We start from the raw sequence: 25,586 nt of genomic DNA, 5'->3' as shown, positions 1-25,586 counted from the left end.
TCTAGAAATTAAATCCGACTTGGAAGCTGAAACGAAGGCCGTCAGATCCATTAAATAAATTGAATGTTGCTCCTATGGCTTCCGCGCTGTTGACCCAAAAACCTAAGCCGTAATCATTGTACCAGCGATCACTGCTCTCATTATCATACCAGACGCGACCTACATCCCCACCTGCAAATACTCCCATTTGAAGCGGAATTAAACCCGTTTTAAACTTTTTGAAACTATATCTTACATCTGCACTTCCAGCAAGAGCACTGTCTCCTGTAAAACGCTCATTTCTATAACCTCTTAATCCAGTATCTTGGCCTATTTGCGCACCTTGATAAAATTCATAATCATCTCCTAGATTAAACGTACCTTGAACAAGGGTTTTTAAAACTAGATCTCTGTTTGTATTCAAAGCATTGTGGAATCCTAACTTAGGCTTAATGTAACCAAATATTCTATCAGTATCATCAGTATTTATCGTCGCACCTGTAGTGAGGTCAAACAACATACCTCGTGTAGGATTGAGCGGGTTATCGTAGCTTTCATAGTTATAATTACCACTTACATCTGCAAACCATTTGCGCTCATAGAAGTTTGGATTACTATCGGGATCTACTAAATCAGTTATAAACCGGTTGCTGTTATTTTCTACTTCAAATCCTTGAACCTCAAGATCTGCTCTCAAGTTTGAGCCGTATTCACCACGGTAAAGAATTCCTAAACCTCCCGAGATCTCACTGATCCGCACTCGATTATAATCAAAATCCCGATCACGATCAAATTCAGTCTCGTTTCCAAAACCAAAAAAGTTTTCGGCAAATGTGGGTCCAGCGAAACGTCCTTTTACCAAGAGATTGAAATCATTAAACACACCTGAAAAAATTCCTTCATACTCAATATCATAGCCCTGAGTGGCAAAATAATACCCTCCCGTAATCTTATGCGTTCTCGTATTAGGATTTCTATTAAAACCCTGCACCGTAAAAATATTTTGAATCCCTATTTTAAAGCCATCGTCTGGATTAAATCCTATAGCCGGAGCTAGGACATTAAATGACTTGATATCTTTTTTAGGGTTGTAGAGATTGGTATTATAACTATCTGTTAATCGTATACGCGCACCACCCTTATTGACAAAAGTATTTTCTTTGCTTTTGTGATCGTAGATGGAGATGCCATCACCATTTTCAAGATCATATATATCATTATTCTGGCCGCCTATAATCCGTACTTTAATGGTTGACTTACCGTTTCCTTGATCTCTTATGATGTCATCATCATCTAGTGCGTAAACCCATACCTCATTAGTTTCATCAGCGAGATACGTACGTTCTGCAACTAGATCTGCCATTTCCCCATCCTTATTTCTATAGATTGATATTTTAGTCCGGTTATCATCTATACGATCGACGATAATGAAGTCATCCTTGTCAGTTGCCCTTAAAACCGCTAGGTCTGAGAGATAATTATAATATCGTTCTGTGACCTCAACAATATTATCCCTTCTTATTTTCATGCTCTTCTTGATCCTAGCTGTTGAAGGGTGAGTGTAGATTTCAGCCGGAAGATCTTTAAAAGCTTCTTCTATTACCTGATCTGTGAGATTTTGTTGAATAAATTCTGCCTGAGCCATCCAGACCTCACGATCAGAGTTCTGAGCAAGACTGCGGTCTAAGTAACTCGCAGCACTATTGAACCACTTGACGTTGTCTAACTCATCATTATAGGTAGCAAATTGTTTAGTAAGTCCTACCATTGTGCGCAAAGCCCCAAAAACTGCTCCATCAAAATTGGAAAATACTTGATCACGATCTCTAGGTATAGGCTTGAATAAATGAGTACCGTCCTCAAGCTCGTACTCTCCCCAGCGCCACTGGTCTTGATGACGGTCCCAATCTCCCAGCAACATGTCAAAAACGCGAGCTCTTACAAAGGCGGGCTCGTCAATTTTATATTTCTCATCTCGTCTCAATCTTTCAAAAACATCTGCCGTACTTTCTATATCATCTGGTTTCCCAAAGGACTCTAAATCTTTATGATTCTCTTCAGGTCGCTCTACCAGCATAAAGAGTTCATCTCCATACTCCTTGTTATAGTCGCCTAGTGCGGGTTGTTTTGGCACATAGTAGATTTCTGGATTTGTATGGTAGATATCTACTGCGTCGCTCAGCTTACCCACCGTTAGTGCTGCATATGGGTGGGCCGCAGTATAAAAGTCAAACAAGAGATCTTCTGTAGCCGTATCCTCAAAGCTGGCAGTGACATCATTCTCTTTAAAAACAACAGTTTGCAAAAATTGAACGGCGCTCTTTTTTAATGCTCTTAAGTTGTATTCCTTGCCATCCTTATCTACGAGTCTAAGAGATCTAGTCTGGTGGCCTCCTCCTGCTCGGTCCACTCGCAAACCTCCTTTGATAGAGTCGAGAATCCCGACCTTTGCGTTGATCTTGGTTCCATACAACTCCCTGTATTTTGTTCCCCACACTGATTCATAGAGTTCAGTTTTATCTACGCGTTCCTGGTCGTATATGCTCGCTTTCGCGAAAGCGGGATATTCCACAGGCAGCTTCTCCAAGTCAAATGTCTCAGGAGTTTCAATAGCCTTATGTGTGAACAAGAGTTTTTCCTTACCGTTTTCATACCCGTAATAACGCACCCACGAGCCCCCATCTTTCATGATGTCTAGGCGGGCAAATCCCTTACCTCCATAACTAAAAAGTCCATCATTACTAAGAGTTGCATAGCTTTCTTTAGAGCCACTTCCTGAAACGATCTGTCTTATTCCATCATTTTCAATGTATTGCAGGGTGTGCTCGTGACCACTTGCAAAAATGATACGAGGCGCTTTTGAAGCGCGGGCAAGTGTGGTAATGCGGTCCACCATTTCTTGATACCGCTTGTTTTGCTTGTCTTGTGCACTCACTCCACCACTGGTACGTATGAGTGATGCCAGCGATCCCAAAATAGGAAGCGGTAGGTCAGACTGCGATGGATACAAGTGCTTAATTGCGGCATACTGCCCACCATGAACACCATTTGTGTACAATGGATGGTGCAAAGCAAAAACGATGGTTTTATCTTGATTTTTCTTGAATTCACCCTCTAATTCTAGGAAGAATTGCTCACGCGTCCTGATTTGATCACAATCATCGTTAATAGTAGGGTGCTTATCCCATTGTTCCAGATACCACTGACTATCGATGAGTATCAAGTGAACAGAGTCAGATAATTCCTTGGTTTCTAAGGGACAACCTACGCGAGGTTCCCAAATTTGATCATTATCTAGAGCTTTCTCAATATAATCTTTCTCACGCTCGACATTTTCGATGCCCTCATGATACCAGTCGTGATTCCCTGGAATGAAGATCGTAGTACCCTTAAAGCCTTTGGCAACCTCAATTTGCGCGTCAAGATGATTTTCTGCAACGGGACGGAACTCATCATTTTCATCAGGCAAACCTATGGGATAGATATTATCTCCCAAGAAGATCAGATGATCATTTTCTGTATTTTGATCTTTGATGTAATTTTCAAGAGCGAGTAAGCCGTCGCTTTTACCTCCCATGGGTGAAAGACCTACATCCCCTATAAGATAGAACGTGCGATCTATGGGTTGCCCAGTAGGAAAATTTACTTGTTTTTCTTCTTTATATTGTGGTTTGAAACTAGCGCAGCTGTATAGGAATAAAAACGCAGATAATAAAAGAATGTTATATTTATTCATACTAGGTAAAAGACCTTTAATTTTACTTTCAAATTTGCTTACATGTCAGACCTCATAAATAAGGCCGATTCCTTTGTGCTTGATCTTTTCAAAGACAAGCTCGATGAAAAATTTGTATACCATAACTACACGCATACAAAACGTGTGGTTAAAAGTACTCAGGAAATCATCGACAATACAGAAATAAGTGTTAAAGAGGAACAGGCGCTATTACTTGCCGCATGGCTGCATGACACTGGCTATACGGTAGATGAGGATAATCATGAAGAAGAAAGTTGTAAGATTGCGGAGCAATTTCTACATGATAATAATGTTGATCAAGGGATCATAGATCAGGTCAAAAAACTGATCATGGCGACAAAGTTTAAGGATACTCCTCAAGGTAAACTTGAAGAAATCATACGCGATGCTGATGCTTCCCATTTTGCCAAGGATTATTATAAAGAGACCAGCCAGCTGCTTAAAAAAGAATATGCGTTACGTGGCAAAGAATACACTAATAAAGAATGGAGAGATGAAAACATCACCGTTTTCACAGAGAAGCATCGCTACTACAGTGAATATGCCATAAAGAACTGGAACCCTCTTAAGAATGAAAACCTTCTTTCCCTGATCAAGAAAAAGCAAAAAAAGAAGAAGAGGATCAGTAAAGAGAAAATCAAAGTTGACCTTAAAAATCAAAGTCCGGAACGTGCGATCCAAACCCTGTTCAGGACTACTTTAAGGAACCACATTAAACTCAGTGATATCGCAGACACAAAAGCAAACATCTTGCTTTCAGTAAATGCAATCATTATATCTCTTGCCTTAGCTAACTTGATTCCTAAATTGGAACAAGTAAGCAATCGCCACTTACTATGGCCTACGTTAATTTTGATATTATTTTCAGTAGCCAGCATCATTCTATCCATCATGAGTACGCGACCTAATGTGACCAGCGGTGAATTCACAGATGAACAGGTTCAAAAGCGAGAGGTAAATCTGCTGTTTTTTGGAAACTTTCATAAAGTCCCTTTCAAAAGATATGAAAGAGCTGTAATGAACCTTCTTGAAGATAAAGAAGAGGTTTATGAGTCTCTTATAAAGGATTTATGGCTCCTGGGAGTAGTACTCAATCGTAAGTATAGTCTGTTGCGCTGGACCTACACCATCTTCATGATAGGTATTGTAAGCTCTGTAATTGCTTTTGTAATAGCCTTTGCAACTCTTGACTATTCCAGTATTGAAAATGTTATTAGTACCACCATCGAAACAAACCCGACTGGAGTAAAAAGCTAAATTCCAACTCTAATCTCAAATTCTTTTCAAAATTCCAGAGGTTAAACCAGTGGGCTCTACTGGTTTAATTCTGGAATGTTGAGTTGATCAATCATTGTATCATAAGTAATTGCGTCACCATCATAATCTTCATGATGGTCAGTGATGTGATAAAGTACTTTCACGCGAAGTGCCTTGAGACCTATGACTCCTTGAACATCTTCAAGCTCGAGAGATTCCACCTCGTTGCTGATCATCTTATTATGTTGCAAGAAGCTGATATATCTTTGATACTCACGCTCTGTTTCTTTGTTTGTATAGACGATTGCAATTTTCCCCTTCTGGGTAACGCGTTCATCGGTTCCTTTGATATGAGCTTTATCGATGCGTTTTTTGATGACTTCGTAACGAGCATTATAAGTACCATCTACATCAAATCGCTTCTCATCAATTCTATATCTGATGCTCAGCGTATTGTCAAATACGAGGATCATGGAAGCTGCCTGAATGAGGTTTTTACGATCTTTTTGAAGAGAGTAAAACTTGTTCTCCATCTCGATCATTGTCTTAAGCTGCCACAATCTTAAATTGTATAAGTAGACCACGTTGAAATCTACTTTAGGAGCAATACTCGCTCCCACATAAATATTGTGCTCTACACCATCAGTCTTGAAACGCTCGAAATAGTGCGGACATATTTCTTGAGCCTCAAGCTGTTTTCTATCTATAAAATTTGAGAGCGATTCATTGATTTCTTGGACTGTATCATCGTAGATAGTTCTTGAGCTGTAGATAACCCCACTTGTAGGATCGATTTTCTGTTTATAATGCTGCACCATCTCCTTCAGCTCACTAGAGAGATTTTCCAAGTGTTTTACAACTGGATTGATTTCTTCCGTAAGAAGTTTGATGATTTCACGTTCTGAATCTGCATTGATCTGACCATCAGCCAGTTCTTTCTGATATTCAAAAACGCGGTAGGAAATCTGGTCGTAGATGGGTAGTGGTTCTATCGCTTTCGCGGAAGCGAAAATCTCACAAACATAGCTCAACTGATCTACCAGATCCTGTTTAATAGATTCATTGCGCGCATCACTGCTGCCTACAATGTCAATCTGACCATACAGCGGGTGAACATCAGGAAATCTAATATCCTTAAAAGGTTCAAACCTTCCCGTGCGTGTTCTAATTTTAAGAATGCGCCTGGCCTCTCTTGCAAATTTCCACTGTACGCTTGAATGGATCGAGGTACATTCAGTCTGGATGAGGGCTTTAACCCTATTCTGGTATTCTTGCTCAGTGCGTATGAGTGCTGCCGTAATGTATTGAGCGACACTATCTATCTTCCTAACGTTAAACGAATTAAGAGCAAATTTTTGACGACTGATTACCTCAAGTACACCTATTAGGGTATTATGATCTACAATGGGATAAAGGATGGCACTTTTAGCCTTCTGGTTAGCAAGTTGATTTGTTAGATGCTTATTATTTAATTGTTTTGCGTAGTTTTCAACATCTGTAATGACCAGAGGTTTTTTCTCTTCTATTAAAGTAGAATAACTATGGTGGCAAAGCACATCGTCACATCTTTTTTCTACGGACTCTCCCAGAATAAAGCTATCTGCAGATTCATGAAACATGGATTCAAAATTGCCATCATAACTATCAAAAGCGGTAAAGCCCACACGTAGAAAATCCAAATTAAACATATTTCTGAAAATACGCTGGATATCGAGGGTTTTGGAAAACTCCCCATCTGTATTCCCGAGCAAGATGGTCTTAAGGTCTGATATGGCGCGATCCATGGTCACATCAGTCAAGGATAAAATACCAAATCCCTCAAAAGAGTACGCCCCCTTTGCAAACGTGTTTTTCCATAGATCTTCATCATCTGGATTGCGCAGCAACTCGTTTATTTTTTTAACTGATAGCTTTTTGTAGCCTTCGTTTAAATTGACTCTTACAAAATCTGCATTGTAGGTAACCCTATAGGTACGATTCATACCATTTTTATCGGGTATATTACAGAAGATAGGGCTACTAAAATCGATCTGACGATCATACAAACGGTTGAGTATGACACCACAAGCCATTCTAAAGGTGTCAAAAAACCTTTGATCCATTAGTTCAAGCCTGAAGTCTTCACCAGCATCCTGCAAGATATTGTTGAACCTTTCGGTCTTGTTGAAAAGAATATCTGTAAAAGGAACCGTAGCTGCTTTTATCTCATTTAAAGTGAGAGCTCTGGGAAACAGCTCAGATAAGAGTACACTAATGGCTTCCTTGTGATACTCTAGCTCATCTGGATGGAAACCATTTACCAGCTCTTCATTTTGGTCGGCAAACCTGAGCAGGGATGATAGATACAGTTTTTTAAAATTACTGGATTCTTCTTCTAGCCTATGGCGGTAGTTTTCCACTACCAGTTTGAGGCTTAAAGTCATATCCATCATAGCGTTTGAAATAGTCTGGACCATAATCAAAGATAATTTTTCCTGCAGCGCAAGAGGGCAAATCTATTGAGGTTTTAGAATTATTTAACCCTAGGCATTCAGCAGGCTATCATTTACTTTTGCAAAAAAATATAAATATGCGTTACCTCTTATCCTGTCTTACCGTTTTGTTATTCATATCATGTAATTCAAAACAAGAAGAAAAGTATGCTGTATCTGGTACTGCTCCAGGAGTTCTCAATGGTATAAGGGCTTATTACAACGTTATGGATGAGCGTGGTCAACTTACTGCCATAGATACCAGTATTATCATGGATGAAAAATTTGTATTTGACATCAAGGAAAATCTGGAATCTCCTGAGTTGAGAGTGCTCAAGATAGATGGTATCGACTCTAATCTCTTATTCATAACCTCTCCTGAGGGTGTTGAGATCAGTGTAGACAAAGACAGTATTGCAAACAGTACGGTTAAGGGTGGACCCATTAATGATGCCATGACTGAGTATCAAACTGAGAAAACAAATTTCCAGGCATTTGTTAAAGATCTGTCCTCTAAGCGCAATCAAGCCATGCAAGATCAAGACAGAGATGCGTTCAATCAATATAATGCAGACTACCAGAAAGGCCTCAATAATTATAAGCAAATCCTTGAGAAACTTCAACGCAAGAATGAAATTAATCTGGTAGGCACAATGACTCTAGGAGAGCTCATCAACATGAAGGTTTATGATGAAAAGATTGCGCGTGAACAATATAACAAACTGGAAAAAAATGTGCAAAACCTGCCCATGAGCCAGCAAATAGATGCCTACCTTAAAAGAATCGAGTCTGTTGCAGTAGGTCAAAAAGCACCTTTATTTGAAGGTCATAATCCTGATGGTGAGGTCATAAAACTTGAAGAGATAATGGGGAAAGTGACCCTTATCGATTTTTGGGCGAGCTGGTGCAAGCCTTGTAGAGCAGAAAATCCTAACGTGGTTGCAGCTTATGAGAAGTATCACGATAAAGGGTTCAATATCCTAAGTGTTTCCCTAGATCAGAAAACGGGAAGAGAATCGTGGATAAAAGCGATAGAAGACGATAAAATGACCTGGAACCACATTTCTAGATTGCAGTATTTTGGACCTTTGGCAAAATTATATAACGTAAATGCCATCCCAGCAACATTCTTGTTGGATGAAAATGGAGTAATCATTGATAAAAACCTGCGAGGTCAGGCGCTTCATAATCGATTGGAAGACCTATTAGGAGAAGGTCAGTCTCAAGGAGCTATGTAATTTGATAGCAATGAGATTTGTGATAATTACGCTTTCGCGAAAGCGTAAACCCAAAAAGCTTCCCTCTAAATTCTACCAGTTTTCATAAGCACAAACAGTGCGATAATGGGAATAAGCATGGCGCCTACGATTAAAGGCTGTTGATAAACGATGTCAAAATCGTAGAACAATGTCACGGCAAAACCCGTCATGGCACCGCCAAAGTGCGCGTCGTGACCTATATTATCCCTTTTCACTTTCATCCCATAAATGGAATAAATAAGGTAGCCTATCCCAAAAATATATCCCGGTATCCCAAAATAAATACGCATGCTGGGATCCAATAAAATTGCAGCATAGATAATACCGGATACAGCTCCACTGGCTCCGAGAGCACTGTAGTGATATTCATCTTTATGGAAGACGTAACTCAACAAGTTCCCTCCTATGAGGCTTACTAAATAGATGATCACCATACTCAAACTGCCTAACCTATCAACCACCGTTCCTGCAAAAAAGAAAAGTGTGATCATGTTGAACAATAAATGGCGCTCATCTGCATGGAGAAAGCCACTTGTTATGAATCGATATTGTTCTCCTCGCTGGATGGCAGCTATATTAAACAAATATTTAGATTTGAATAGCAAGTCGCTAAAACCCTTAAAGCTGACCACACAGTTTGAAGCTATGATAACGATGGTCGCAATGTCTAGATTCAACATTCTTTGGATAAATTTTTGACAAACATACAAGATAGTATCTTTGCTCAAAAACAGCTTGGAAGCCATTCTTTATTATACATCCTACCCTTTGCTCTGGGTGATCTCTCGACTTCCATTTACAGTAGTCTACTGGATCAGTGACTTTGTATATTTTATAGTCTATTACGTCATCAACTACCGTAAAGATGTCATCAGAGGTAATTTAAAAATCGCATTTCCAGAACTTAACGAAGAGCAGATCAAAAAGCTACACAGGCAAAATATGAAACATTTTTGCGACATGTTTATAGAAATGATCAAGTCTATGGGAATGAGCGAGAAACAAATGCTCAAACGATTTACCTGTGAAAATGTAGATTTAGTTAATCAATACGCTGGATCAAGTAAACCTATCATTTGTATGTACGGTCACCAGGCGAGTTATGAGTGGACTATGGCTCTAACTAAGCAAATGGATTTCAATGTTTTTGGAGTTTACAAACCGCTTAGAAACAAAAAATTTGATGGATTGATACGCCGCATAAGAGAAAAATTTAATGCGCAGTTGATCCCTATGAAACAAGCCAGTACAAAAATGCGTAGTCAATCAAAAAAGGGAAATGTATTTTTTGCTTTGGTCGCTGATCAAGCTCCTAAACGTGGCAGATCCAGTGATTTCACAAAATTCTTTAATCGCCCTACTGCCGTTTTCAGGGGTGGAGAACGTTTTGGGAAGAAATACGATGGGGTCGTTGTATTTCTAAGAGTCACCAAGATTAAACGAGGCTACTACACCTCTCGATATGAATTGGTCACAGATAGCGGCGCTTCAACTGAAGACTGGTTCATTACCGATAAATTTTTTAATCTGCTAGAAGATCAAATCAGAAAGCAACCCGCCTATTACCTCTGGTCCCACAAAAGGTGGCGCACCATACCAGCTGAAAAATATGCCACGGCAGACTTCTCTCCTACGATAGAATCGCCTTGAAGTGATGAAGGTAGTTTTAAGACCATTTCTAGAACTACTGGGAGTTTTAATTATTCCCGTGGTTTATCTTATATCACTATTGCCATTCAAGGTTCTGTATTTTATGAGCGATGGCATCTCTCATTTACTATTTTATAAGTTTAAATACAGGCGAGAGGTTGTTTACGCTAACCTTAAAATTGCCTTCCCTGGCAAGAGCGAGGATTGGATCAAAAACACCGCCCGAGAAAGTTACCGGCATTTTTGCGATAATCTCTTCGAGACTCTAAAAACAGTTTCCATCAGTAAAAAGGAAATATTAAGAAGATACAAATTCTTAAACCTAGAGCAGATTGAGTCCTACCACAAACTCGACCGTCCTGTCATAGCTCTTACCGGACATCAAGCAAACTTTGATTGGTGTATGATTGGAAATGAGATTTTGGAGAGCAACTTACACTCACTTTACAAGCCCCTCAAAAACAGAACCCTAGACTGGTTCTTGAGAAACTCGAGACGTAGACTGGGGAGCCGCATGATCCCGATGAAAAAATTCAGGGACTATGTAAAAAAATTACTTCAAGTCAAATCACCTGGAATTATCTGCATCGTTGCAGATCAATCGCCCAAACCATCCAGAAGACACCACTTCACCTCTTTTTTCAATCGACCTACCGCTTCATTTACCGGTTTTGAAGAAATAGGCCGTGAGTATAAACTTCCCTTATTTTTTGCACGTATTGAAAAAACAGGTCGTGGCTACTATGAATTGGAAGCCATCCCTATGACCACAGATACTTCGCAAACAGAGGAGCTGGAAATGATCGATCTCTTTTATGAGTTACTGGAAAACCAAATCAAACGTCAACCAGAATGCTATATGTGGACTCACAAACGCTGGAAAGTCACTATGGAAAACACTTGGGGTGTATTAGGCAGTTCTCCTAAGCTTGAGAAACATATCTAATCTCCGCTGGGAAGGTTCAATATTTTTATTTGAATTGCTCAGCGATCTCATTGAGTTCACCCACAAAACGCTCACCTAAATCATCTGCTTTTTCTTGTGAATCTGCCTCTGTATATACTCTAATTATAGGCTCTGTATTGCTCTTGCGCAGGTGAACCCACTCATCAGCGAAGTCAATTTTTACACCATCGATAGTTGTCAACTCTTCAGAAGCGTATTTTTCCTCAATCTTTTTCAAGATATCATCTACCGGCATCCCCTTCACGAGTTGCACCTTATTCTTACTCATAAAATAAGCCGGATAACTTGCTCTAAGCTCACTTACTTTTATACGCTTTCGCGAAAGCAAGGATAAAAACATCGCTACTCCCACCAGCGCATCACGACCGTAATGAGAATCTGGGTAAATAATTCCTCCGTTACCTTCTCCACCTATAACGGCATTGACGTCTTTCATTTTTTGAACGACATTCACCTCACCTACCGCCGCGGCATGATATTCACCGCCATGCTTTTCAGTCACATCACGTAAAGCGCGGGAAGAAGATAAATTGCTTACCGTATTTCCTTTCTTGAGTCCCAGAATATAGTCAGCACAGGCAACCAGCGTGTATTCCTCCCCAAACATCTCTCCATTTTCATCCATGAAGGCTAGTCGGTCTACATCGGGATCCACCGTAATACCGAAGTCGGCCTTGTGCTTTTTTACAGCATCTGACAAATCGGTTAGGTGTTCTTTTAAGGGTTCTGGATTATGTGGAAAATGTCCAGTAGGATCGCAGTAAAGCTCAACAACTTCAACGCCTAGCTCTCTACAAAGTTGTGGTATCGCGATGCCTCCGGTAGAATTCACACCGTCCACGACCACTTTGAATCCAGCGTTCTTGATGCTTTCATTATCTGTAATAGGCATTGCGAGCACATCGCTGATATGCTTTTGAATGTAATCATCAATTTTAGTCACTTTGCCCAAATCATCTACTTCTACATAATCAAAGTCTTCTGCCTCAGCGGTATCCAGGATCTTTTGTCCTTCTACACCATCTAGGAATTCTCCTTTGTTGTTCAATAATTTCAGGGCATTCCATTGCTTGGGATTGTGGCTTGCTGTTAAGATGATTCCACCGTCTGCATTCTCTTTAGGTACTGCGATTTCTACGGTAGGCGTTGTGCTCAAGCCGAGATCTATAATATCGCAACCCATTCCCACCAAGGTATTCTGAACCAGCGACTGAATCATGCTTCCACTTAACCGCGCATCACGCCCTATCACGACTACAGGATTGATTTTACCACTCGCATTCTTAAGCCATTTTGCGTAGGCACTGGCAAACTTTACCGCGTCAAGAGGTGTTAGGTTATCTCCAGGTTCTCCTCCTATGGTTCCACGTATTCCTGAAATAGATTTTATAAGCGTCATGATAGTTATTGGTTACATTTGAGACAAAAATAAGGCTATGCCACTACTCCACCATATTTCATGAATTTCTTAGCTCATGTTTTTCTATCTAAAGGTGATGATTTTATCACCATCGGTAACTTTATAGCCGATTCTGTTAGAGGCAAGGATTTTAGCAAATATCCTGATCGTGTGGCAAAAGGTATTATGCTGCACCGCTACATAGATACCTATACAGATCAGCATCAGATCGTTAGATCAAGTAAAGATCTAATCAGAAAAGAATACGGTCACTGGAGTGGCGTGATCGTAGATATTTATTACGACCATTTTCTTGCGGCCAATTGGAAACACTATCATCAAGTTCCGTTAGAAACTTTTGCCGGTAATTTTTACAATCTTTTAGAAAGCAACCATGAGTTGTTACCTAAAAAGGTTCAAAATTTTCTTCCCTACATGGTTGAGCAAGACTGGTTAAGCAATTATGCGACTATTGAAGGTATAAGCCGTATTTTTTACCAGATGAATAACCGCACACGAGGAAAAAGCAAGATGGACTTTGCTCCCATAGACCTAGTTATTTATTATCAGCAATTGGAAGAGCATTTTCAAGAATTTATGCAAGAGCTCATGGATTATGTGGATGAGATTTTCCCAAAATAAAAAGCCAGCAAAAAAAATAATCTTGCTGGCTTTGAATTAAATATTTAATCACTCACTCGTTAGGAATCTTCAATTCCTGTCCCGGGTGAATTAGATCTGGATTCTTTAAAATATCGGTATTCGCTGCAAAAATCTGCTTGTATTTCATGGGATCGCCATAATAATGTTTTGCGATCAGACTAAGTGACTCGCCACTTTTCACGGTATGATAGGCATATACAGACTCATCGGCAACCTTAATATCAGCCATGATGTCTTGCGGGTTCTCACCACCTACCCTTTTAATTTCATCCCACAGTAGGTTTTTCTCGTATTGGGTCTTCGTCGTTCCGCGCACTTCCAGTTTATCGCCCTTTACTTGCACGTCGCCGTCTTGAACGTTTAGTTTCTCGCCCAGTTTCAAGACGCTGTCGTATTTCTCTTTTACCATTGTTATCGTTTTTTGATTAAGGTGAAAAGATAGAATTATCCGCGCTTTCTCACAATCTGACTATGTGAAAGTTGTATGAAATATTAAAATAGAAGGATTTAAGGTACGCTTTCGCGAAAGCGTGACTCATCAACCAGTATTCAAAAGATGAATCAAAATCACAGGAGTAAAATCAACACATCCTAGCTTAAAATCTGCTCACTGTAAACCGCAACTGCCCACTGATCTACTCCTCGTCCTTCATGGTGGTGTAGACGTTATTGACATCGTCATCTTCATCCAGCTTTTCCAAGAGCTTATCGACATCTTCACGTTGTTCTGCGGTCAGCTCTTTCTGAACGGTGGGAATGTACTCAAAATCAGAGCTCAAAATCTCTGCTCCCAAATCTTCTAATGCCTTCTGCATGCTCCCGTAATTCGGGAATTCTGCATAGATCATGATCCCGTCTACGGAGTTGTCATCATCTTCATCGCGCTCGTCCAGGAACAGCTCCTCTGCACCGTGATCGATTAGTTCCAGCTCCAGTTCTTCCAGATCATGATCTCCAGCCGCAATGCGGAAATGGCATTTATGGTCAAACATAAACTCCACCGAGCCAGAAACTCCTAGGCTACCATCGCACTTATTGAAATAACTGCGCACGTTTGCGACGGTACGGTTATTATTGTCAGTCGAGGTCTCAACCAGAACGGCGATACCGTGCGGTGCATAACCTTCAAAAAGCACGGTCTCGTAGTTTGCGGTATCTTTATCAGTCGCCTTTTTGATCGCGCGCTCCACGTTTGCCTTAGGCATGTTCACCGATTTAGCATTTTGGATCACGGCTCTAAGTCGTGCATTTGAATCTGGATCAGGCCCACCCTCTTTCACGGCAATGACTATGTCCTTACCTATTCTCGTAAATGCCTTAGACATGGCACTCCATCGTTTCATCTTACGCGCCTTGCGAAATTCAAAGGCTCTTCCCATAGGTTCTCTTGTTTAAGAATTCAAATATAAAATCGTTGTCCAGCTCATGCAAACAGGTGCAAACTTTGTGAGTGATTATTTATTGAGAATTTTAGAAAAATCAGGTTTAAAGTAATTAGGACCTTTTAAGACTTTGCCATCTTCACGATAGATAGGTTGACCATCAACTCCCAGTTTAGACATATTAGACCGTTGTATTTCATCAAAAACCTCTTCAATGATGCCCTGCATACCATGTTCTATGATCGTACCGCAGAGTATGTACATCATGTCTCCCAAGGCATCTGCTACCTCGATCGTATCGTTATTCATTGCTGCTTCAAAATATTCCTCATTTTCCTCCTTCATCAGTTCAAATCGCAACTTCTTGCGTTCATCAGGAATAGCAACAGTAGGACTGGATTGTGTGTTAAGCTTAAATGATTTATGGAATAGCGCTACAGCGTCGATCTGTTTTTTCATGGGTGTTTGAGTTTTTTGCAAAATAGGGAATAGAAGATTAATAGAGGCACTTGCAATACAACCGTAAAACCCTCTGGATACTTTAGCGTGAAGGCCTCACCCCATCCCTCTCCAAAGGAGAGGGAGCTTTTTTTGCGTGCCGACCGGTCTCTCTTCCATGAAGGGAGAGGCTCGTCCATCAATTACCCACAGTTGATCCATGAGTGAGAGCTTTTCCCTTTAGACCTCACATCCGACGAGCGGAGCGAGAGGAATGTGCTAAAATGTCCGAAAGCGAGCTTTCGGGCAAAAAGGGTTTGACAGCGCGGTGAATTTCAGCTACTTTTAAGCAATGTCAAAAAAAATACACAGTAAATCGATTCTCAAAAATCACAGACGTGAACTGCGAAAAAATGCTACTCCAGCCGAGCGTTATCTGTGGACTCATTTGAAAAATAAGCAAGTTTATGGACTAAGGTTTCAACGACAGCATTCTATAGATAATTACATCGTGGATTTTTATTGTGCCTCGATAAAGCTAATCATTGAACTTGATGGCGATTATCACCTCCATCCAGAGCAAATAGATAAAGATGCTAAGAGAGATGAAAAACTAGAAAAGTTGGGCTTCAAAGTCTTGAGATTTGAAAACAAAATGGCATTTAAAAACCTTGATAGCATCTTGGGGTGGATCAAGCAGGTAAAGGATGAGTGTATGGAATAATTTTTCCAAAGCGGCCGCAAAACCCTCTGGTCGCTTGCCAACTTCGTTGGCTCGTCGCCGACCGGTCTCCCTTCCACGAAGGGAGAAGCTTTTCTCATGAGAGCAGCTTTTCCCTTTAGCTAAAGGGAAAGATGTTTGGCGGCTTGCCGCCAAGCGAAAAGGGTTTGACCGGTCGAGGTGCTGGAAATACAACCGTAAAACCCTCTGATCGCTCACCAACTTCATTGGCTCGTCGCCGACTGGTCTCCCTTCCACGAAGGGAGAAGCTTTTCCGTCAATTACCCAGAATTAATGCATGAGTGAGAGCTTTTCCCTTCAGACTTCACATCCGACGAGCGGAGCGAGAGGAATGTGCAAGTAATGCCAAAAAGCTTGATCTCGGGCAAAAAGGGTTTGACAACGCGTTGAATTTCAGCTACTTTTAAACAATGTCAAAAAAAATACACAGTAAATCGATTCTCAAAAATCACAGACGTGAACTGCGAAAAAATGCTACTCCAGCAGAACGTTACCTTTGGACTCATTTGAAAAATAAACAAGCTTTTGGACTAAGATTTCAACGACAGCATTCTATAGATAATTACATCGTGGATTTTTATTGTGCCTCAATAAAACTCATCATTGAACTTGATGGCGATTATCACCACCATCCAGAGCAAATAGATAAAGATGCTAAGAGAGATGAAAAACTAGAAAAGTTGGGCTTCAAAGTCTTGAGATTTGAAAACAAAATGGCATTTGAAAACCTTGATAGCATTATCGGCTGGATCAAGGAGGTAAAGGATGAGCTTTTGGAATAGTCTTTTTCCAAGCAACCGCAAAACCCTCTGGTCGCTTGCCAACTTCGTTGGCTCGTCGCCGACCGGTCTCCCTTCCACGAAGTGAGAAGCTTTTCTTTAATCACTATTTCTACTGCGTGTGAGTGAGAGCTTTTCCCTTTAGACCTCACATCCGACGAGTGGAGCGAGAGGAATGTGCTAAAATGTCCGAAAGCGAGCTTCCAAAAGAAAAGGGTTTGACCGATCGAGGTGCTGGAATTGCCATCGTGAAACCCTCTGGTCGCTCGCCAACTTTGTTGGCTCGTCGCCGACCGGTCTCCCTTCCACGAAGGGAGAAGCTCGTCCATTAATTACCCACATTTGACTCATGAGTGAGAGCCTTGCCCTTCAGACGAAGGGAAAGATGTTTGGCGGCTTACCGCCAAGCGAAAAGGGTTTGTCCGCGGGTGCTTGTATTAAGGAATGTCTTAAAAACACGACCACCTGAACGATTTCAACTAATTTTGTGGAAATTCATTTAAAATCATGATCGCTCACGCACTCCCGCTTATGTTTTCTGAAGGCCAAATCTATTTTGCCATCGCATTTTTTGTGGTTTTTGTTATCATAACGGTAATGATGTACCGCAGAGATAAGAAATTACACAAAAAAAACTATAAGGGAGTTCCTTGGATCCTCGTAGGTTTTCTCGCGTTTTTTCTTTTGCTGATCGCTTTAAAATTTGGTCTTAAGGGATAGTTTAAATGAATAGCACTTTAAAACACCTACAAGAAGCCGAATCTAAAGCTGCTTATCTGTTTGATGAAATTCAAAAACGAGGGCTGATTCAGCCGGGTTTTTCAGAAAAAGAAATCAATCTCAAGATTCTTGAGCTTGCCGAGGAGTTATTAGGCATCAAAAAATACTGGCACAAACGCATCGTGCGCGCAGGCAAAAACACGCTATGTCCTTATGATGAAAATCCGCCAGAGGTGGTTGTTGAGGATGATGATATCGTTTTCTTGGATTTTGGACCTATTTTGGAAGAATGGGAGGCCGATTTTGGTCGTACGTACGTTTTGGGCGAAGACCCAAATAAACAACAACTAGCTGCCGATTCTGAGCGATTATGGCACATAGCAAACGAATATTTGAAATCAAATCCAGACCTTACCGGTGCTGAACTTTACCAGAATTGTGTCAAGATCGCTGAGGATGCAGGTTGGACTTTCGGTGGACCTATTGCTGGTCATTTGATCGGAAAATTCCCTCATGAGAAATTGGAAAAAGAGGATAAAACCAATTACATACATCCAGAAAATCACATTCCACTTTCAAATAAGGATCAAAATGGAAATCAGCGATTCTGGATTATTGAGATTCACCTGGTAGATCCCAAAATAAAACGAGGTTCTTTCTTTGAGCAGATTGCTGGATACTGATCGTTCCAGTTTATGCAGGGAAACTTGAATTACGTTCAAAATTCAAGAGTCTTACACGCTTTAAAATTCAGCTTTTGAGCATCCCTATCGTACCTTTGATTTTGGAATTTTAGAAAGCTAACACCAATTTTATGTCAATTAAAAAATGGACCACAGTTACTGTAAAAGGAATGATGATGGGAGCTGCAGATGTCGTCCCAGGAGTTTCTGGTGGAACTATTGCTTTCATTACAGGTATTTATGAGGAATTGATCAAAACCATCGATGGTATCGATCTAGGTCTTTTCAAGGATCTATTCAAAATAGGCGTTGCTCAAACGGCAAAAAAATACAATCTCGGATTTCTACTTTCCTTGTTACTCGGGATCGCCATAAGTATCGTGAGTCTCTCCAAACTCATCACTTATTTATTGCAAGAAGAGCCGGTTCTGTTGTGGTCTTTCTTCTTTGGACTCGTGCTCGCCAGCGTTTTATACATTGGGAAACAAATATCCAAATGGAACGCGCTCGTGATTCTGGCCATTATCGTAGGAACGGGAGTATCCTATTACATCACGATTGCAGAACCATTAGGTTCGCCAGATAGCTGGTGGTATATCATATTCTCAGGATTTATAGCAATCATCGCGATGATCCTACCGGGAGTTTCAGGAGCGTTTTTACTATTACTATTAGGAAGTTATAAAACGATACTGGGGAGCATTTCTGAAGTTGCCGAAGCAATTTCTTCAGGAGACTGGACTGCGGCTTGGAAGGTTATACAAATTTTACTTCTTTTTGCAGTAGGTTGTATTATAGGTTTAAAGGTTTTTTCGCGAATTCTTACCTGGCTGTTCAATCACTATAAAAATTTGACGCTGGCGCTGCTTACCGGATTTATGATAGGTTCGCTTAATAAGTTGTGGCCTTGGAAACAGGTGATCTCATACCGGGAGAACAGCCACGGTGAGCAAATACCTTTCTTAGAATCAAGTGTTCTTCCCCAAAATTTTGATGGAGACCCGCAACTGATCGGAGTTATTATTCTCGCTCTAGTAGGCTTTGCTCTTATTTTAATATTAGAGCGCTGGGCGGCTAAAAACGCGATATAGGTGCCATTACAGATAAGAACCCTTTCTGATAAACTATTTCTGATTCTGAAAGGAATCGCGATGGGAACTGCAAACAAGGTTCCCGGCGTAAGCGGCGGTATCGTAGCTTATGTAGGTGGTTTCTATGAGGAATTCATTCGCTCCCTGCAACGTCTGGATTTAAAATCAGTGGGGTTCATAAGACGTGGTAAATTCAGCGAATTTTACAAGTATATCAACGGTACTTTTCTGAGCCTGCTGCTACTGGGAGAATTCATCAGTTATTTTACGGTCAGTAAAGTTTTTGACTTGCTTATTGCCTACCAGCCTATTCTGGTGTGGTCGCTTTTCTTTGGGATGATTGTAGGTTCTGTGTATTTCTTGGCTCGCAATTATGAGGGCTGGAATTTCAAAAACATTTTGTTTCTGATTGCCGGTATGACCATAGGTGTCGCCACCTCGCTTATGGATCCCGCCACCCAAAACGACAACCTGTTTTTTGTATTCTTTTGCGGTATGGTGAGCGTGAGCGGTATGACCATCCCTGGATTGAGCGGCAGTTTTATCTTGATTCTTTTGGGAAATTATGTGCTGTTGCTCGTGGACAGCATTAATGCTTTTTTTGATGTGAGCGTGATGAGTTTTCAAGGGAATTTCAGCTGGTGGAATGATCCTGAGATGCTATTGTTGCTTAAGATTTTAACCGTATTTGTTTTGGGAAGTCTTGCGGGCCTGATCAGTTTCTCACATTTACTGGGCTGGACCATGCGCTATTATCGCAAGCAGACTAACGCGATCATCATAGGTTTTATCACAGGTTCGCTGGGAGTGGTCTGGCCGTGGAAAAAAGAAGTTTTTAAGCGCGATGAAAATGCACAAGTGATCGTGGACGCCATGAACAATCCCATTCTTGAGAACTACGATCGTTACTGGCCAGAACTGCTGAGCCTGCACACACTCGCCGCACTAATCCTCATGGTGGCAGGTTTTGTCATCGTTTATCTACTCGATCTTTATGGCAACAAATCCTTACCCTCGTAGCATTTTTGGACTCATAGGCAAACGTCTGAACTACAGCTTTTCCAGAGCTTATTTTTCAGAAAAGTTTGAACGTGCAGGACTGGATGATCATGAGTACCGCAATTTTGAGATTGAAGATGTAGATGGGTTGTTACGCTTTCGCGAAAGCGTAAAATACGACCCACAATCCCGCACCACTAATGACAAAAACGAGATCATACGCGGTCTGAACGTGACCATTCCCTACAAGGAAGCGGTTATGGAAATTCTCGATGAAGTGTCTGAAGAAGCCCAAACGATAGGTGCCGTGAATACGATCGTGATCGAGGATAACCTCTGGACCGGGCATAATACGGACGCTTATGGGTTTGCGAAAAGTCTCACGCCATTTCTTCCCCTTGCAAAAAACGCGCTGATTCTGGGAACTGGCGGTGCATCAAAAGCGGTGGGTTATGTTTTGGAAAGTATGCAAGTTCCTTACTTGCTGGTTTCCCGCAAGCCGCAGGGTGATTTTCAAATCAGCTATGATCAGGTACGCGAGGTTTTGGGTGATGTTGAATTAATAGTCAATACCACACCTTTAGGAACCCATCCTGATACGAATCAGGCTCCTGCTCTACCCTACGAACTTTTAAACAAATCCCACATTCTTTACGATCTCGTTTATAATCCCGCCAATACCCTTTTCATGAAAAAAGGCGCCCGCAACGGAGCCCGAGTCATCAATGGATTAGAAATGCTGCGCTGGCAGGCAGAACGGGCTTGGGAGTTGTGGAATAAGTGATTCTTACTTTTCTCTCTTTTGCTTGATCCAAAAAAAAATCCGCTGATTAAACACCAGCGGATTTATGTTTAAGTTGAAAATACTGCTGAATCAATCCACAATATCCTCAAGACTCTTAATGGTGTCCAGGGTATTTTTAATACCGTTCAATTGAAGTTGGACGGTTTGGCGAGTGGGTTCTAACAGGGTCGTGTCTTTAAGGACTTCCTCATACTCTTCTACCGCCGTTTTATCGCCACGTATACATTCTTCAAGTACAGCTTCATCGTCTTTTCCCGTAAATGCCGTTTTAAAATCGATCCAGGAACGGTGTACACTACCTAATGCGCTTCCACTTTTTGCAGGTTCTGCGTTAAGATCGCGTATGGCCTTATCCAGCTCGTTTACATATTGTGACCGCTGAGCCGCCTGAGCCTGAAAATAGCTCTTGAGTCTCACATTTTCGGTTTCTGTGATGGCGGTTTTATAACCACTCTCGCTGTCATAATTTTTGATCAGTAATTCATTCAAAGCATTTACCTTCTGCTCTCGTGATATTCTGTCTGCTGCTTCTTTTGTTGTTTCCATAATTTTTTTCTTTAGGTTTTATCTGCAATTTTTATTGATGTCTAATTTATTTCTATAAGACATAATAGCAGACTGATTAACAAAAGTTTGAGTGAATTTTCTTTCTGAGTTAGATTCTATGATTTCACTTGTTGATTGACTCAACTTTTTCTGAAATTCCATGTTTTAATCACCGGACTCAAATCCAGAAGATGCTGTTGTAAGTCCTTACTGTCAGAAAATTTAATTTGTTCAACTTTATAAACCTCAGTGCTGACCTCGAACTCATCTTTGTCAAATATCCAGGGTGACACGTTTATACCTTTCCCTGGATCGCTTAAATAATATTTACACCCATTGATACTCTGATTTATTTCAATCTCTCGCCCTTCTGTAGGTATTTGCTGCATAGAAAGGATGAGTGAACATCTATCACAAAACCGTAATAGTTCATAGTATTCTTTACTCTGTGTCTCATTAATAGCATAAACCTTCCTTATCTTCTTTTTGAGCTCATGGACTTCTGAGAAAAACTGATTAGTAGCTGAGTGATTTTGAATTTGTTGCTTATAGAGAAATTCTAAATGTTGAGCAATCATGAGCGTTACCCAACCTGAACGATGTCTGGAAGACAGGACAACACGTTTACAACGTTCTAGAATTTCTTCAGGAGAATTTTCAACTAATGTGAAATCAAGTGGACGGCCATCTTTAGCAACATTATTGTTATGCTCAAAATTTAGTTGCTTGTCGTCATGCTCAATCATCGCGCACAAGGTTTCCATCCAGTACTTAGGTCTATAATCTTGAATGATGTGCTGACCTATTTGAGCCGCTTGTAGACCATGAGCGTAATGAGTTATAATCTCATAACCTGTTTGAGTAGGATTGACAATCATTATTATGAATCTAGAAAATCCAGTAATCGCTCCTCCAATTCAATATCTTCTTCTCCAGAGGTATGCAAGACACTTACATCGCCCGTACTTTCAAAAACAGCAGCCTGTACCTGAGAAAATTTCAACACATTAGCTTCTCGTAATTTTGCAATGAGCTCGCTACGATCTAGATTGCATTTTGCGAGATTAGCCTCTAGGATTTCACCGTTTCTCATCAGAATTACGGGTTCATTTGTAGCGGTTTTTTTAAATACCTTTGAATATCGCTGGATAAGTGCAAAAAGCAGTTGAAATGCAATAATTGTGATTAAGGCTACAATACCATTACCTATACTATTTTTAGGACTGATGCTAACGCTCGCAAGTATACTACCTATAGCGATGGTTGTAGCGAAATCAAAACTGGTCATTTTTGCAAATGTGCGTAACCCAGCGATTCTAACTATTATGATTAATCCGATAAAAATACCTAGCACACTGGTTATGATAATGGCAGAGGTATTCCAGTCAGGCATCAGCCACTTTCCTACCTCATTAAACGAGATTTTGAGACTATAATATTTCATATCCTATTGTTTTAAAAGATCCTCCGTTACTATCTGGTGCGCTACAAGCAGTCAGGCCTACTATAAGATCTTCCAGCGCTTCCAGTAATACATAATCGCCCGCATGACTCGTAGGTGTATCTACAGACAGTTGACCATCTTTTGTAAATTGAACATTCATGAAGATATTAAATGCCGTGGGTATCTCATCTCTAGAAATTCCAAAAGGTTCAAGATTTGCAGCTAGATTTCCAAGACAACTAGGCTGTCCCTCAGGTATGTCGTCGTACATTATAGCAAAGGTTTCTGGACTACAAGGCGCTAGTAAAATGTCGTTTCTACCGTTTGTATCTTCAAGAATCTTCATGAGCTTGTTGCCACGATTTGACCATAGATAGTTGCGCTGGGTGATTAATATGGATTCTTCAAAATCCATTGTTTTACCTGCGCTCAGAGCTTCACTTTTATCATGGGCATTGAATATGACCAGATCGCTTACCTGTTGGCCAGATATATCTGTGACTTTAAGCTTATCCCCCTTTTTAATAGTAAAAGCGATGCCACTGCGTTTTTCAATTATATTCATTTTCATAAAATAGTTATTTCCTCGCTTTCGCGAAAGCGAAAACATAAAATAGCCTTTAAATCCTCTATTTCTAAATTTCGATATGTTGTAGAATCAGGCAGCATTAATCAAAAGAATAAGGACATTTCCAGTCCTGATCAACAGCTCGACCACTATACTGCCGGGCTTCACTGCTGGAACCAAAATCTTCTAACATAGGATTGATGTTGCCCTGAAAATGCTTATCTCTACGTCTTATTAAATCACGAACTCGCTTATAGCGGTTCATCTCTCTAAGCTTATCAAATTGGTCGTGTAAATTAAAAACTACCATAGTATAGGGAGACTTTCTTGCAAATCTTGACGACATGGGATGCATACCCACTACATAAAATGAGGTCCCGTGGAGGCTAAAGCTAAAATTATTGCTAGAAGTATCAGAAGAAGTCTTGGGATCCCAAGGTGACTTGTCTAATTCTCTTAAGTTGTATAGCATTTTCCACAAAGCTTCTTCAAAATGGATTTCATTTAGAAACTTGTCTTTTCTAAAAACCGCAATAAAAGATTCAAAATCTTTTGAATCTGGATCTTGCTTATCGACATACATTTTTAAATCATCTGACAATTTATTTACAGTAACATTATCATCCATTTTGCCATAAGAATGTATCTGTACGGATTCATCGGCAAAAACACTTTGCGCCATAACACATGGATGGTCGTCTAGAATGAATTGTCTTATTCTACTTTCAGTATACTTTTTCATGGTGTAATATGGTATTTTATGAAAACATGAGCTATGTCTTTTGATTCAACATTCTTTGCGAAATTCATCACCATTTCTAACAATCTTGAACCAGATCCACTCGCTGGAATTAAAGGAACGTAACTATATTTCTTGCACCGTTTTTTCCAGATTTCCTTAAATCGCATTCGTTTACTTCGATTAAGTTTACGGACTCCATTTTTTAACGTGGCAATTTCCTCTACGTTTGTATAATGATTGCCATGTACAATATCTCGCAGCAGCTCATCGACTTCAGCTTCAAGAGGAATGGAAGAATTAGGTCTTGATTTTTTAGGCTCAGTTACATCGCTCAAATTATTCACCACTTTATCTAATTGAGTAGAAAATTGTTTACTAGTTTGTGGATTAGGCATAAGGAATATCTTTTATATAGAATTGTTCTATTGAGAACTGGTCTGGTTTATTAATTACTTTGATAGGTTTCTTTTGATTCTCTTCCCAGTCTACATAACCATATTCAGCAAATGCTTTTAAATGCTTGTCCATAGGCCAGTGATTCCATTTACTATAGAAATAATTACAGTTATCAACTATGGCTTGAAGCTTATCTACTGGTGGTTTGTAAAAACCATGTTGCTGGTGATACGCAACGGCTTCTGTAAGAAAGAATGGGAAATTCAGCTTTTTACATGTAAAACTCAGATCAGTATCCTCACCACCATAACCATAGTAGCCTTCATCAAAGCCCCCTAATTTTTTGAAACTACTCCTGGATATAGAGAAACACAAACTCCAGAACAATCCCGCATCATTAGACCTTTCTATACCTTTTACAGAAGGCCGTTTGTGGTGCTCAGTGCTTTGTTTTTCTAATTCGTTGAAAGTAAAGTCCTCTGAAACTTCATCAAATAAATACTTAGGAGTTCCCATAAATAAACCATTTTGATTGAGGAGTCCGTCATTCATTTTCTCGATATAAAATTTATCAGGAATACAGTCCACGTCTAGAAAATGTAAAGTTTCAAACGAGGCTAGTTTTGCCCCTAGATTACGAGATTGACCTATGGGCAGGCGTGCCCGATCATCACCCTCTATCTGTTCGATTTTTAAATTGAGATTGTAATCTTTATAAATATTTGGTTTTTGGCCCATATTAATTACGATTACCTCATCTGGTACATTTGTACCTAGAGATAATCCTCTCAATAAATTATTAAGCTGAATTTCACGGTCGTAATGGATAGTTATAAGAGTAGATTTCAT

The 25,586-nt window shown here is 40.2% G+C and carries 26 protein-coding genes; 12 read left to right on the top strand and 14 right to left on the bottom strand.

The window, feature by feature from the left end:
* Nucleotide 1: 1 nt before the first annotated feature.
* Nucleotides 2-3,715, bottom strand: a complete 3,714-nt coding sequence (locus BST97_RS02270; RefSeq protein ID WP_085765717.1) for a metallophosphoesterase — start codon at nt 3,713-3,715, stop codon at nt 2-4.
* Nucleotides 3,716-3,757: 42 nt separating this feature from the next.
* Here BST97_RS02270 and BST97_RS02265 point away from each other — a divergent pair, with 42 nt between their 5' ends.
* Nucleotides 3,758-4,993 (top strand): Pycsar system effector family protein, encoded by a 1,236-nt coding sequence (locus tag BST97_RS02265; RefSeq protein WP_085765716.1) that lies wholly within the window; start codon nt 3,758-3,760, stop codon nt 4,991-4,993.
* A 56-nt stretch (nt 4,994-5,049) separates the two neighbouring features.
* On the opposite strand, the gene BST97_RS02260 is transcribed toward BST97_RS02265, so the two are convergent.
* On the bottom strand, nt 5,050-7,449 hold the full coding sequence (locus BST97_RS02260; protein WP_085765715.1) for a GAF domain-containing protein: 2,400 nt from the start codon (nt 7,447-7,449) through the stop codon (nt 5,050-5,052).
* Nucleotides 7,450-7,562: 113 nt separating this feature from the next.
* Here BST97_RS02260 and BST97_RS02255 point away from each other — a divergent pair, with 113 nt between their 5' ends.
* Nucleotides 7,563-8,702, top strand: a complete 1,140-nt coding sequence (locus BST97_RS02255) for a TlpA disulfide reductase family protein (RefSeq protein WP_085765714.1) — start codon at nt 7,563-7,565, stop codon at nt 8,700-8,702.
* A 65-nt stretch (nt 8,703-8,767) separates the two neighbouring features.
* Here BST97_RS02255 and BST97_RS02250 read toward each other — a convergent pair whose 3' ends face one another.
* Nucleotides 8,768-9,403 (bottom strand): rhomboid family intramembrane serine protease, encoded by a 636-nt coding sequence (locus tag BST97_RS02250; RefSeq protein WP_085765713.1) that lies wholly within the window; start codon nt 9,401-9,403, stop codon nt 8,768-8,770.
* Between the two features lie 40 nt (nt 9,404-9,443).
* On the opposite strand from BST97_RS02250, the gene BST97_RS02245 reads away from it, so the two are divergent.
* Together BST97_RS02245 and BST97_RS02240 are read left to right on the top strand one after the other, a co-directional pair.
* Nucleotides 9,444-10,373 carry a lysophospholipid acyltransferase family protein gene (locus BST97_RS02245; RefSeq protein ID WP_245833632.1) on the top strand — a complete coding sequence of 310 codons (930 nt, stop codon included), beginning with the start codon at nt 9,444-9,446 and terminating at the stop codon, nt 10,371-10,373.
* A 4-nt stretch (nt 10,374-10,377) separates the two neighbouring features.
* The gene (locus tag BST97_RS02240; RefSeq protein WP_085765712.1) at nt 10,378-11,319 is read left to right on the top strand and encodes a lysophospholipid acyltransferase family protein; all 942 of its coding nucleotides are present in this window, start codon (nt 10,378-10,380) and stop codon (nt 11,317-11,319) included.
* Nucleotides 11,320-11,344: 25 nt separating this feature from the next.
* Here BST97_RS02240 and glmM read toward each other — a convergent pair whose 3' ends face one another.
* On the bottom strand, nt 11,345-12,739 hold the full coding sequence (glmM, locus tag BST97_RS02235; RefSeq protein ID WP_085765711.1) for a phosphoglucosamine mutase: 1,395 nt from the start codon (nt 12,737-12,739) through the stop codon (nt 11,345-11,347).
* Between the two features lie 60 nt (nt 12,740-12,799).
* On the opposite strand from glmM, the gene BST97_RS02230 reads away from it, so the two are divergent.
* Nucleotides 12,800-13,381, top strand: coding sequence for an acyl carrier protein phosphodiesterase (locus tag BST97_RS02230; RefSeq protein ID WP_085765710.1), 582 nt, complete (start codon nt 12,800-12,802; stop codon nt 13,379-13,381).
* Between the two features lie 52 nt (nt 13,382-13,433).
* Here the strand turns inward: BST97_RS02230 and BST97_RS02225 are convergent, their stop codons facing one another.
* From BST97_RS02225 to BST97_RS02215, 3 genes are all read right to left on the bottom strand, one after another.
* Nucleotides 13,434-13,811, bottom strand: coding sequence for a LysM peptidoglycan-binding domain-containing protein (locus BST97_RS02225; RefSeq protein WP_085765709.1), 378 nt, complete (start codon nt 13,809-13,811; stop codon nt 13,434-13,436).
* A 226-nt stretch (nt 13,812-14,037) separates the two neighbouring features.
* Nucleotides 14,038-14,781 carry a YebC/PmpR family DNA-binding transcriptional regulator gene (locus BST97_RS02220; protein ID WP_085765708.1) on the bottom strand — a complete coding sequence of 248 codons (744 nt, stop codon included), beginning with the start codon at nt 14,779-14,781 and terminating at the stop codon, nt 14,038-14,040.
* Nucleotides 14,782-14,856: 75 nt separating this feature from the next.
* Nucleotides 14,857-15,243 (bottom strand): pyrophosphohydrolase domain-containing protein, encoded by a 387-nt coding sequence (locus BST97_RS02215; RefSeq protein ID WP_085765707.1) that lies wholly within the window; start codon nt 15,241-15,243, stop codon nt 14,857-14,859.
* Between the two features lie 331 nt (nt 15,244-15,574).
* On the opposite strand from BST97_RS02215, the gene BST97_RS02210 reads away from it, so the two are divergent.
* The 7 genes from BST97_RS02210 to BST97_RS02180 all read left to right on the top strand — a co-directional run bounded on the left by BST97_RS02210 (nt 15,575) and on the right by BST97_RS02180 (nt 21,020).
* Nucleotides 15,575-15,946: an endonuclease domain-containing protein gene (locus BST97_RS02210; RefSeq protein WP_085765706.1), complete on the top strand. Its 372-nt coding sequence runs from the start codon at nt 15,575-15,577 to the stop codon at nt 15,944-15,946.
* A 428-nt stretch (nt 15,947-16,374) separates the two neighbouring features.
* Nucleotides 16,375-16,746, top strand: coding sequence for an endonuclease domain-containing protein (locus tag BST97_RS02205; RefSeq protein WP_085765705.1), 372 nt, complete (start codon nt 16,375-16,377; stop codon nt 16,744-16,746).
* A 504-nt stretch (nt 16,747-17,250) separates the two neighbouring features.
* Nucleotides 17,251-17,463 carry a hypothetical protein gene (locus tag BST97_RS02200; protein WP_317043445.1) on the top strand — a complete coding sequence of 71 codons (213 nt, stop codon included), beginning with the start codon at nt 17,251-17,253 and terminating at the stop codon, nt 17,461-17,463.
* Nucleotides 17,464-17,468: 5 nt separating this feature from the next.
* Nucleotides 17,469-18,146 (top strand): M24 family metallopeptidase, encoded by a 678-nt coding sequence (locus tag BST97_RS02195; RefSeq protein WP_085765704.1) that lies wholly within the window; start codon nt 17,469-17,471, stop codon nt 18,144-18,146.
* A gap of 131 nt (nt 18,147-18,277) precedes the next feature.
* A complete protein-coding gene (locus tag BST97_RS02190; RefSeq protein WP_085765703.1) occupies nt 18,278-19,237 on the top strand; it encodes a DUF368 domain-containing protein in 960 nt (319 codons plus the stop codon).
* The gene (locus tag BST97_RS02185) at nt 19,238-20,257 is read left to right on the top strand and encodes a DUF368 domain-containing protein (RefSeq protein ID WP_245833630.1); all 1,020 of its coding nucleotides are present in this window, start codon (nt 19,238-19,240) and stop codon (nt 20,255-20,257) included.
* Complete coding sequence (locus BST97_RS02180) at nt 20,232-21,020, top strand: shikimate dehydrogenase family protein (RefSeq protein ID WP_085765702.1); 789 nt, start codon at nt 20,232-20,234, stop codon at nt 21,018-21,020. Before BST97_RS02185 ends, BST97_RS02180 begins: the two co-directional genes overlap by 26 nt.
* Nucleotides 21,021-21,110: 90 nt before the next feature.
* On the opposite strand, the gene BST97_RS02175 is transcribed toward BST97_RS02180, so the two are convergent.
* The 7 genes from BST97_RS02175 to BST97_RS02145 all read right to left on the bottom strand — a co-directional run bounded on the left by BST97_RS02175 (nt 21,111) and on the right by BST97_RS02145 (nt 25,586).
* On the bottom strand, nt 21,111-21,587 hold the full coding sequence (locus BST97_RS02175; RefSeq protein WP_085765701.1) for a ferritin-like domain-containing protein: 477 nt from the start codon (nt 21,585-21,587) through the stop codon (nt 21,111-21,113).
* 140 nt (nt 21,588-21,727) lie between these two features.
* Nucleotides 21,728-22,465 carry a DUF3891 family protein gene (locus BST97_RS02170; protein WP_085765700.1) on the bottom strand — a complete coding sequence of 246 codons (738 nt, stop codon included), beginning with the start codon at nt 22,463-22,465 and terminating at the stop codon, nt 21,728-21,730.
* Between the two features lie 2 nt (nt 22,466-22,467).
* Nucleotides 22,468-23,031: a DUF421 domain-containing protein gene (locus BST97_RS02165; RefSeq protein WP_245833628.1), complete on the bottom strand. Its 564-nt coding sequence runs from the start codon at nt 23,029-23,031 to the stop codon at nt 22,468-22,470.
* Nucleotides 23,018-23,596, bottom strand: a complete 579-nt coding sequence (locus BST97_RS02160; RefSeq protein ID WP_085768121.1) for a DUF1989 domain-containing protein — start codon at nt 23,594-23,596, stop codon at nt 23,018-23,020. Before BST97_RS02160 ends, BST97_RS02165 begins: the two co-directional genes overlap by 14 nt.
* Nucleotides 23,597-23,699: 103 nt before the next feature.
* Nucleotides 23,700-24,341: a guanitoxin biosynthesis heme-dependent pre-guanitoxin N-hydroxylase GntA gene (gene gntA / locus BST97_RS02155; RefSeq protein WP_085765699.1), complete on the bottom strand. Its 642-nt coding sequence runs from the start codon at nt 24,339-24,341 to the stop codon at nt 23,700-23,702.
* Nucleotides 24,338-24,736 (bottom strand): DUF4301 family protein, encoded by a 399-nt coding sequence (locus BST97_RS02150; RefSeq protein ID WP_085765698.1) that lies wholly within the window; start codon nt 24,734-24,736, stop codon nt 24,338-24,340. The genes gntA and BST97_RS02150 overlap by 4 nt, the downstream gene beginning before the upstream one ends.
* The gene (locus BST97_RS02145) at nt 24,729-25,586 is read right to left on the bottom strand and encodes a glycosyltransferase family 2 protein (RefSeq protein ID WP_085765697.1); all 858 of its coding nucleotides are present in this window, start codon (nt 25,584-25,586) and stop codon (nt 24,729-24,731) included. Before BST97_RS02145 ends, BST97_RS02150 begins: the two co-directional genes overlap by 8 nt.

The organism is Nonlabens spongiae, from assembly GCF_002117125.1.
GTDB lineage: Bacteria > Bacteroidota > Bacteroidia > Flavobacteriales > Flavobacteriaceae > Nonlabens > Nonlabens spongiae.
The sequence above is the reverse complement of the archived record's forward strand: the minus strand, read 5'-3'. Positions and strand labels throughout refer to the sequence as shown.